Source organism: Mycobacterium sp. P7213 (assembly GCF_900604305.1).
GTDB lineage: Bacteria > Actinomycetota > Actinomycetes > Mycobacteriales > Mycobacteriaceae > Mycobacterium.
In genome coordinates, this window is record NZ_UWOA01000081.1 from 1 (window position 1) to 11,222 (window position 11,222).

Below are 11,222 nucleotides of genomic sequence, written 5' to 3' on the forward strand. Positions count from 1 at the left end.
GCAGCCGAACCCGGCACACCCGCCAACGACGCATCAAACGACAAACCCACATTCGACAGCAACGGCTCCCACGAAGCCTGATCAAACAACGTCTCCCACGACGACGCCTGACTCAAATCACCAAGAGCCCCAGCCAAATCCGAACCAACCAGATCAACAACCCAATCCAGCTCATCCGCATGCGCAACAGGCGCCGAAGACAACGGCGACAACCCAAACGCCAAAAACGCCCCAACCGCACTACCGGCAGCTGCCACTCGGCCGCTCCGGCGGCGAACGGCGCCAGTGATGCCACGACGCTCTGCGCGGTGCTGCTTACCAGTCATGCGGGACTCCCTATTCTGCTGCGAACCCATGTCGGTGATGTCTTGTCGGATCAAGTTTTTGAGTGTTTTTATGGTGCTGATGTCTCAGCACCGCTGGGGAAAATTCAGCTGCCCGCTCTGGCGGTAGCGATCGGCATTTCGACCCTGCTGCCTCACGGTCAACGTGGCATCATGGGCGAACCCATTGGCGACGGCGTTGCCGTCAAAGGACTTCCAGGAGGAACTTGTAATGCTTTCCGAAATAGTCGCAGCGGCAACGGGTTCCGGTGCGCTATGAGCTCGCTGATGGCACGGCAATTGGCTAATGTGTCCGACGACGTCCGTGCGGTTCCGGCCCCGCCGTTGCCGGTATTTCCCGCTCCGTACAGCGTCCGGTTTGCAGACCCGGTCGGTGACGCCGAGATGATTTCCGAGTGGATGAACCGGCCGCACCTGGTCGAGACCTGGCACTACGACTACCCGGCCGATCAGTGGCGTCAACACTTGGGCGTCCAATTCGAGGGCAACTACTCGCGGCCGTACGTGTTCAGCATCGACGGCCGGCCGATGGGCTACATGGAGCTGTTCCGGGCCGCCCAAGACGACATCGCGACCATCTACGACGCCGACCCCTACGACATCGGATTGCACGCAGCCATCGCCGAACTTGACATGGTCGAGCACGGGCACGGGGCCATCATGTTCCGCGGATTCGTGGAAAGCGTGTTCGAGATTGAACCGCAGTGCCGACGAGTCCTGGGCGACACCTTCGCCGGCGAAAGCTCGTACGGGCGCCGATTCTGGGAGCGCCGCGGTGGGGCGTTCCTTGGCGAGCACTACGTGGCGAAATGGAACCAGCGCGTCGCATTGTTCGCCTGGCCGAGAACGCCCGAGGACATTCCGGCCTACCGCGAAGACGCCTAGCGCCGGTCGCCAGGGGCGGCGGATCATCACGATCCGCCGCCCTTGCCTCCGGTACCGCCGGCACCGCCTTGGCCGGGTGTGGCGTTGTCGGTACCGCTGGCCGCACCACCCGCAACCCCAGCACCACCGGTGAGGCCGGCCTGACCGGAACCGCTCAGGCCACCCGTACCACCGGTGCCGCCCTTACCGCCGGCACCAGCGGTCCAGCCGTTCTTGCCGGTGCTGCCGTTGCCGCCGATGCCGCCCTTACCGCCGTTACCGCCGTTACCGCCCTTACCGTCCGCGCCGTTGGCGCCGTCGGTACCAGCCACACCGCTGCCGTTGCGGACGGCGCCGCCGGTACCGCCCTGGCCGGAAGCCCCGCCGGTGCCGCCGTTACCGCCATTCCCGCCGAGTCCGCCAGCCCCGGCGGTGTTGCCCTTGGAGCCAGCGCCGCCCGTTCCGCCGGTACCGCCGGTACCACCGTTACCGCCCGTACCGCCGGCGCCACCCTTGCCACCGACACCGCCGTTGCCGGACTCGGTGCCGCTGGCACCGCCCGCACCACCGGCTCCGCCGGCCGCCGCGGCCGTGCCGTCTCCACCGACGCCGCCCGTTCCGCCAGGTGCCTTGGAGCCACCCGTGGTTCCGGTTGTTCCGGTGGTGCCGTTGGCCCCGGTCCCGCCCGCGCCACCGTTACCACCGGCACCACCGTTGCCGTTGAGGGCCGCGTCACCGCCGATACCACCCGCGCCACCCTGCTGGGCGGCCGCGCCGCCCAGCACGGCATTGGTGCCGGTACCGCCGTTACCGCCGGCGCCGCCGTTGCCGGTGCTACCCGCGGCGCCGGCCTTTCCGCCGGCCGCCTGCGCGGTGTGATCGGCGTTCCAACCGCCGGCCCCGGCTGCACCTGAGGTTCCCGCGGTGCTGGAGCTGTCACCGCCGTTACCGCCGTAGCCGGCCACCGCGTTGGCGCCGCCACCGGCACCATTGCCGCCGCGACCACCGTCACCGGCGCTACCGGCGTTACCACCGTTGCCGCCCTTGCCACCGACGCCGTCGGCGCCTGCGGTGCCGTGTGCAGAGCTGCCGCCAGCACCGCCGTTGCCGCCGATACCGCCGGCCGCACCGTTGCCGGCCGTGCCCGTGGCATCGCCGCCGTCGGTGCCGTTGCCGCCGCTGCCGGCCGCCGCGTCGATGCCGGCGGTCCCGTCGGCAGCGTCACCGCCGTGGCCACCCGAACCGGCCGCGCCACCAACGCCACCCGCGCCACCGTTACCGGCCTGGCTGCCGCCCGCGCCACCGCTACCGCCGTGGCCACCGTTACCACCGGCCACACCGTTGGTGCCGTCACCGGACGCCTCGGTGATGCCGTTGCTACCGGTCGCGCCAGCGCCACCGGCGCCACCGTTACCGCCGTTACCGACTGCGCCACCGGCACCACCGTCACCGCCGCTGCCGCCGGCCTGAGCGACGCCGTCGCCGAGCATCACACCAGCGCCCCCGGCGCCACCGTTACCACCGTTGCCGGTGCTGGTGTTGCCGTCCGCGCCCGCCTTGCCGTTGGCCGCGATGGTGTTGTCGCCGCCGATGCCACCGTGTCCGGCCGCACCGCCGTAGCCGGCGTAGCCGCCGGCGCCGCCATCGCCACCGTTACCGGCGGTGTGGTCGGCACCGCCGCCGGCACCATTGCCGCCGTTGCCGCCGCGCCCAGCGGCGCCGCCCGCGCCGCCGTTGCCACCGACGCCGCCGGCACCGGTGCTGCCCTGGGTTCCGTTGGTGGCCGTGCCACCGAGAGCACCCGCACCACCGTGGCCACCCGCGCCGCCGTTACCGCTGACGCCGGCGTTGCCACCATTGCCGCCGTCGCCGCCGCTGCCTGCGACTGCGTTCTGGCCGTCGGTTCCCTGAGCAACGCCACCGATGCCGCCGGTACCACCGATACCGCCGCGTCCGCCGGCGCCACCGTTGCCGGAGATGCTGCCGCCGGCGCCACCTACGCCGCCGCTACCGCCCATACCTCCGTCGCGACCGTTGGTGCCGTTGCCGTTGCCGTCGATGATTCCGTTCGCACCCAGAGCGCCGGCGCCGCCGTTACCACCGGCACCGCCGTTGCCGATCGTGCCGGCCGCGCCACCGACGCCGCCGTTACCGCCGGCCTGGGACGAGCCATCAGCGAGCACCTGGCCGGTGCCGCCGTGGCCGGCGTTGCCGCCGTTGCCGCCGATTCCGAGTGCACCGTCGGTGCCGGACTTACCCGGGCCACCCGTACCGGTACCGCCGGCACCGCCCAGGCCTGCTGCCGCGCGATCGCCACCGTCGCCGCCGTTGCCGCCGTTGCCAGCCTGGGCGTTGTTGCCGCTGCCCGAGCCGTTGCCGCCGGTGCCGCCGTTACCCGCGTTGCCGGCGTTTCCGCCGTTACCGCCGTTACCCGCGGTGCCGTTGACGGCGCTGCCGCCCTTTCCGCCGGCCGCGCCCGACGCGGCGTTGCCGCCATCGCCGCCGCTGCCGCCGGCCGAGCCGCCCGTGCCCGCGGCGCCGTTACCGCCGTTACCGCCGCTGCCGCCGTTACCGCCGTTACCGCCGTTACCGCCGTTACCGGAGATGGAGCCGCCGTTACCGCCATTACCGCCGACAGCACCGGCTGTGCCAGACGTGCCGTCGGTTCCGTTGCCGTCGCCACCGGTGACCCCGGCCGCGCCGGTGGTACCGGAACCGCCGTTACCGCCGTTACCGCCGTTACCGATGTTGCCGCCGTCGCCGCCGTTACCGGCCTTACCGCCGGCCTGAGTGGTGCCTTGGGCGTTACCGCCGTTTCCGCCGTTGCCGCCGTTGCCGCCGTGTGCTCCGGCCAAGCCGTCGGTGCCGTCGGCCCGCTGGGTTACACCATCACCGTTGAAGCCACCAGTGCCACCGATACCGGCCGTGCCAACGTTGCCGCCGGCACCGCCGTTACCACCGGATCCGGCAAGGCTGTTCACGCCGCCGCCGGCCCCGTTGCCACCGCGACCGCCATCCGCGCCGGTTCCGGCGTTACCGGCGTTACCGCCGACCGTGCCCAGACCATTGAGGCCGGCGGTGCCGTTGGTCGCGGTACCACCCGCACCGCCGTTACCGCCGTTTCCGCCGTTACCGCCGCTGCCGCCGTTGCCGCCGTTGCCGCCGTTGCTGCCGGCCCCACCGGTGCCGGCGACCGCGTCGAGACCCGCCTTGCCCTGGAAGCCGTTGCCACCGTTGCCACCGTTGCCCGCAGCGCCGGCGCCGCCACCGGCACCGCCGTTGCCCGCGATCGAGCCGCCCTTGCCGCCCGCGCCACCGTCGCCGCCTGCGCCACCGGACTGGCCGCTGATGCCATTGACCGAACTGGACGTGCCGCTCGCACCGTTGCCACCGACGCTGCCGGAGCCACCGGCACCACCGGCGCCACCGTTGCCGTAGGTTCCGGCGTCACCGCCGAGTCCGCCTGCGCCACCGCTCTGCGGGTTGCCGTTGGCCAGGGTCGCACCGTTACCGCCGCGCCCACCGGCGCCGCCGTTACCGCCGGTGGCCGCACCGCCGTTGCCGCCGTTGACGGCCTGGTTGCCGTCGCCGCTCAGGCCGCCCTTACCACCGAGGCCGATCGCGCCACGGTCACCGCCGTCACCGCCGTTGCCGCCGTGTCCGGCAATCGCATTCGAGCCGCCTCCGGCACCGTTGGCACCGGTACCGCCGTTGCCGGCGTTGCCCGCGGCGCCACCCTGGCCGCCGACGCCACCGGCACCGGCCGCACCGTTGTTGCCGAGCGTTGCCGTGCCGCCGACACCACCGGCGCCACCGTTGCCGCCAAGGCCGCCCGAGCCGCCGTCGCCACCGTAGCCGCCGTTGCCGCCGGAAAGCCCGCTACCGAATGCCACCGATGCGGCATTGGCACCGTTGGCGCCGGAACCACCGCGACCGCCCGCACCACCCGCGCCACCGGCGCCACCGGCACCGGCGTCACCGGAGATGCTCCCGCCTTCGCCGCCGTCGCCGCCCGCACCACCGGCACCGCCGAGACCGCCGTTGGTTCCGCTGCCGCCGTTGCCGGCGCCATCGACGACCCCGTCGACACCTGCGGTGCCAGCCGAACCGATGCCACCGTTACCGCCGGCACCGCCGACGCCGACCGGTCCTGCCGCGCCACCGCGGCCACCATCACCACCGGCCTGCGGCGATGCATCGGCGTGCACCACGCCGGCGCCACCGTTGCCGCCCGCGCCACCGTTACCTCCGGTGGCCGCGGCGCCCGCTGCGCCGTCGGCAGCCTGTTCGGTGTTGTCACCGTTCCAACCGCCTTCACCTGCGGTCGCGCCGGCCTCGCCACGAACACCGCCCTGACCACCGGCACCACCATTGCCGGCCTTGACCCCGGCGCCTCCGCCGGCGCCGTGGCCGCCCTGGCCGCCATTACCGGCGTTGCCCGCGTCACCGGCGTTACCGCCGGCACCGCCGGCACCGGCCGCACCAGTGGCACCGTTGGTCGCGCTGCCGCCCGCACCGCCGTTGCCGCCTTGGCCGCCGTTGCCGCCCTTGCCGCCGTCGCCGGCGTCGCCACCGTTGGTTCCGTTACCGCCGGTGCCCGCACCGGCGTTGATACCGGCAGTTCCGTCCGAACCGTTGCCGCCGTTGCCGCCGTGGCCTGCTGCGCCGCCGCTACCGCCGGCACCACCATTGCCGGAGACGGAGCCGCCGGCACCACCGACGCCACCGACGCCACCGGCACCGCCGTCGGCGCCATCGGTGCCGTTGCCGTTGAGGTCGGTAATGCCGTCGACCGTCGCACCGGCGCCGCCGTTACCGCCGGCACCACCATTGCGCACCGACGAGCCGTCACCACCGGCACCACCGGCACCACCGCCCTGACCGGTGTTGGTTCCGCCGATCAGGCCGGTACCAGCCCCACCCTGGCCACCGGCGCCGCCGTCGCTGCCCTGGCCGCTGTTGCCGGCGCCACCCTGGGCTCCGGTCGCAGTGCCGGTACCGCCGACGCCTTGGCCTCCTGCGCTGCCGCCATCGGCACCGGCGCCGCCGGCTCCACCGGCGCCCGCGTTGGCGGCACCGCCACCACCGAGGCCGGTGCCACCCTTGCCGGCGATACCGGCGTTACCGCCGTTACCGGCGTTACCGCCGGCACCACCGGTGCCATTGTTCGCCACACCACCGGTACCACCGGTGCCGCCCTGGCCGCCGGCTCCGGCGTTACCGCCGTAGCCACCCGCGGTGTCGGCGACCGTCGCGTCCGCACCAGCGCCGCCGGCGCCACCGTTGCCGCCGTTGCCGGCGTTACCGCCGGTGCCACCATTGCCGGACGTGGTGCCGCCGGAACCACCGGTGCCACCGTTACCGCCGACGCCACCGAGGAAGCCTGCGGTGCCGTTGCCGTTGGGGTCGGTGATGCCAGCGACCGTCGCGCCGACGCCACCGGTACCACCGGTGCCACCGTTTCCGACCGCTGCGGCATTACCACCGGCGCCGCCGTGGCCACCGCCCTGACCGGTCAGCCCATCGCTGGCCAGACCACTGCCGTCGCCACCGTTACCACCGGCCGCACCATCGCTGCTCAGACCGGCCTCGCCGGCGCCACCGTCGGCGCCCACCTGCGCACCGGTTCCGCCGGCACCTACGCTGCCGGCCGCACCGCCGTCGGCGCCGTTACCACCGGCGCCACCGTTACCGGCGTTGTCGGCGCCGCCGCCACCAAGTCCCTTGCCGCCGGCCGCAGCGGTGCCTGCCGCACCACCGTCGCCGGCGTCGCCGCCGGTACCACCGGTGCCGTTGGCCGAGGTGCCACCCGCACCACCGGCGCCACCCGCACCACCGGCGCCGGCGCTACCGCCGTTGCCACCGGCCGCACCGGCCACCGTCGCGTCGGCTGCCGCGCCGCCCTTACCCCCGGATGCACCGGTGCCACCGGCACCACCAGCACCGCCGTTGCCCGAGTTGCTACCCGCCGCGCCGCCGACGCCCCCTGCGCCACCGGCGCCACCGACGCCACCGGTCGTGCCGTTGCCTCCGCCGTCGGTGAACCCGTCAGCGCCAGCGAAGCCCTTACCGCCGGCGCCGCCGGCACCACCGTTGCCGTTCGTGGCCGCGTTACCGCCGGCGCCACCCTGACCGCCGGCCTGGCCGGTCAGCCCGTCGCTGGCCAAGCCGCTGGCGTCGCCACCGTTACCACCGGCCGCACCGTCGCTGCTCTCACCGGCGTCGCCCGCGGCGCCATCGGCACCCGCCTGCGCACCGGTTCCGCCGGCACCGAAGTTGCCCGCCGCACCGCCGTCGGCGCCATTACCACCGGCACCGCCAGCACCGGCGTTGTCGGCGCCGCCGCCACCAAGTCCCTTGCCGCCGGCCGCAGCGGTGCCTGCCGCACCACCATTGCCGGCGTCGCCGCCGATACCACCGGTGCCATTGGCCGAGGTGCCACCCGCACCACCGGCGCCGCCCGCACCACCGGCACCGGCACTACCGCCGTTGCCACCGGCCGCGCCGGCCACCGTCGCGTCGTTGGCCGCGCCGCCGTCACCGCCGGAAGCACCGGAACCACCGGCGCCACCAGCACCACCGGTGCCCGAGTTGCTGCCCGCCGCACCGCCGGCACCGCCAGCGCCACCGGCACCGCCAACGCCACCCGTGGTGCCGTCACCGTTGCCGTCGGTCGTGCCGTTCGCCCCATCGGCTCCCGCACCGCCGGCGCCACCGGCACCACCGTTGCCGTTCGTGGCCGCGTCACCGCCGGCTCCACCAGCTCCACCGGCCTGACCGGTCTGGCCGTCGCTGGCCAGTCCACTGCCGGCGCCGCCGTTACCACCGGCCGCGCCATCACTGCTCAGGCCGTCCAGGCCCGCATCGCCAGAGGCACCGCCAGTGACACCGCTGCCACCGGCGCCACCGCTGCCGGCCGCGCCACCGTCTGCGCCGTTGCCACCGGAACCGCCGGCACCGGCGTTGTCGGCGCCGCCGCCGCCAAGTCCCTTGCCACCGGAAGCCGCCAATCCGGCCGCGCCACCGTTACCGGCGTCACCGCCCGCGCCACCGGTGCCGTTGGCCGAGGAGCCACCAGCACCACCCTTGCCGCCCGCACCACCGGCGCCGGCACTACCGCCGTCACCTCCGGCAGCACCGGCCACCGTCGCGTCATCGGCGGCACCGCCGTTACCGCCGACACCACCCTGACCACCGGCGCCACCGGCGCCACCGGTACCGGAGTTGGATCCGGCCGCACCGCCGGCGCCACCCTGGCCGCCGGCGCCGGCGTTGCCACCCGCGGTACCGCTGCCGCTGTTGTCCGTCGTGCCTTGCGTGCCATTGGCACCCGCGCCGCCGGCGCCGCCCGCGCCGCCGTTGCCATCGATGGCGGCGTTGCCGCCCTGACCACCGACGCCACCGGCCTGTCCGGTTACGCCATCGCTGGCCAGACCGACACCCTTGCCACCGGCGCCACCGGCGCCACCGTTGCTTCCCGCACCGACACTGCCCGCGCTACCGGCGGCGCCGCCGTCGGTCCCGGCACCCGCCGCACCGGCCGCGCCGCCGACCGCGCCATCGCCACCTTGGCCACCGGCGCCGGCTGCGTCGAAGCCACCACCGCCGAGGCCCGCGCCACCATCCGCGGCCTGGCCGGCCGCGCCACCGTTACCCGCGGCTCCGCCGGCACCACCGGCGCCGATCGCGGAGACACCACCCGCACCACCATCGCCACCGATGCCGCCGGCACCGGCGTTACCACCGGTGCCGCCGGTGTTGCCGGCTGCCGTCGCGTCGTCGGCCGCGCCACCGTTACCACCGGTGCCGCCGGTTCCGCCCGCGCCGCCCACGCCGCCCGTGCCGGAGTTGGTGCCGCCGGCACCACCGATGCCGCCCGCACCGCCGGCACCACCCGTTGCACCCGCGGTGCCGTTGCCGTTGCCGTCGGTGACACCGTGCTCACCGGTCGCACCCCGGCCACCGGCGCCGCCCGCGCCACCGTCGCCATCGGTACCGGCGTCGCCACCGTTACCGCCCTGGCCACCGGCCTGCGCGGTGCCGTCGCCCAGGAGCTCGCCTGCGCCACCGACACCACCGGCACCACCATTGCCCTCGACACCGTCAACACCCGTCGCACCGGTCGCGGCGTAAGCGGACCCGCCGCTGGAGCCGCCCTTACCACCGGTACCGCCCTGGCCCGCAGTGGAGCCGGCCGCACTACCACCGTTACCGCCGGAACCCGCCGCTGCGGCGTTACCGCCACCGGCACCGGCACCACCGGCACCACCATTGCCGGCCTGACCACCGGCGCCACCGTCGCCACCGATACCACCGACACCGTGCGCACCCGCGGTGCCGTGCGCCGAAGTACCGCCAGCACCACCAGCGCCACCGACACCACCCACGCCGCCGTTGCCGGCCGTGCTGGTCGCGTCACCACCGTCGCCACCGTTGTCACCGCTACCGGCGGCCGCGTCCACGCCCGCGAGACCGTCGGCACCGGCACCACCGATACCACCGGTGCCACCGCGGCCACCCGCACCACCGGCACCACCGTTGCCGGCCTGCGAACCACCGGCACCACCAGCGCCACCGACACCACCGGCGCCACCGGCCAGACCCGTGGTGCCATTGCCGTTGACATCGGTGTGCCCGGCCAGACCGACCGCACCGTCACCACCGACGCCACCGGCGCCACCGTTGCCCAGCGAACCACCATCACCACCACGGCCACCAGCACCACCGGCTGTGCCTGCGATGGTGGCGTCGGCACCGTCACCACCACGACCACCGTTACCACCACCGGTCGCCGCCGCACCCGCATTACCTGCGGTACCCGGGGTCGAACCGGCACCACCGGCACCGGCCACACCGGCGTCACCACCGCGACCACCGGCACCGCCATCGACATACTTCGAGTCGCCGTCGGCGCCGTCGCCGCCGTTGCCTCCGAGACCGGCGTTACCACCGTTACCGCCGGTGCTACCGGCACCAGCAGCACCGGCGGAACCGAGCAGACCACCAGAGCCACCGGCACCACCGAGACCGGCGGCACCACCGGCACCACCGTTACCGCCATTACCCGCAGCGCCACCGGCACCGCCGGCGACGGTGGCGTCGATGCCGTCGCCGCCATCGCCACCGTTACCACCATCGGCACCAGCACCACCGGCACCACCCTTACCACCGGAACCGATCAGCCACGAACCCTTACCACCGGCACCACCATTACCACCAGCACCACCATTMGCACCGGCAAGACCATTCAGCCCAGCACCAACCGCCGCCCCAGCAGCACCCACCGCACCATCGCCACCAAGACCACCATTACCGCCCGAACCGAACGCCAACCCAAGACCATCACCACCGGCACCACCAACACCACCGGCACCACCAGCGATACCAGCACCCGCAGCACCACCATCACCGCCGATACCCATCCACCAGCCACCGTTACCACCGGCGCCACCGTCACCACCATCAACACCCGCACCACCGGCGCCACCATCGCCGAACATGCCCGCCGAACCACCAACACCACCAGTGCCATCAGCAGCCGTACCACCAGCACCACCATCACCGAACCACAAACCACCAGCACCACCAGCAGCCTGCGCCAGCGTCCCACCATCAATACCGTCAGCACCATTACCGATCAGAATCTGACCGAACCCAAAAATATTGATGAAGTCATTAACCGCAGACCCAAACGAACTATTGATCCACGCCTGACCCAAGTCATGCCACGGGTCATAGAACAACGACCCAAACCAATCATCAGCAGCAGCCGAACCCGGCACACCCGCCAACGACGCATCAAACGACAAACCCACATTCGACAGCAACGGCTCCCACGAAGCCTGATCAAACAACGTCTCCCACGACGACGCCTGACTCAAATCACCAAGAGCCCCAGCCAAATCCGAACCAACCAGATCAACAACCCAATCCAGCTCATCCGCATGCGCAACAGGCGCCGAAGACAACGGCGACAACCCAAACGCCAAAAACGCCCCAACCGCACTACCGGCA

General features: G+C 73.1%; 3 protein-coding genes. 1 reads left to right on the top strand and 2 read right to left on the bottom strand.

The window, feature by feature from the left end; all coding sequences use genetic code 11:
* A partial coding sequence (locus EJK91_RS20620) for a hypothetical protein (RefSeq protein ID WP_164518049.1) occupies positions 1-326 on the bottom strand: 326 nt, incomplete at its 3' end.
* Between the two features lie 285 nt (positions 327-611).
* On the opposite strand from EJK91_RS20620, the gene EJK91_RS20625 reads away from it, so the two are divergent.
* Positions 612-1,229, top strand: coding sequence for a GNAT family N-acetyltransferase (locus EJK91_RS20625; protein ID WP_234783417.1), 618 nt, complete (start codon positions 612-614; stop codon positions 1,227-1,229).
* A 26-nt stretch (positions 1,230-1,255) separates the two neighbouring features.
* On the opposite strand, the gene EJK91_RS22000 is transcribed toward EJK91_RS20625, so the two are convergent.
* Positions 1,256-10,630, bottom strand: coding sequence for a PE family protein (locus EJK91_RS22000; protein ID WP_164518050.1), 9,375 nt, complete (start codon positions 10,628-10,630; stop codon positions 1,256-1,258).
* Positions 10,631-11,222: the final 592 nt, after the last annotated feature.

What these genes read in the sequence shown, in the direction of transcription:
- EJK91_RS20625 (WP_234783417.1), top strand. Translation starts at nt 612, where the DNA reads ATGGCACGGCAATTGGCTAATGTGTCCGACGACGTCCGTGCGGTTCCG.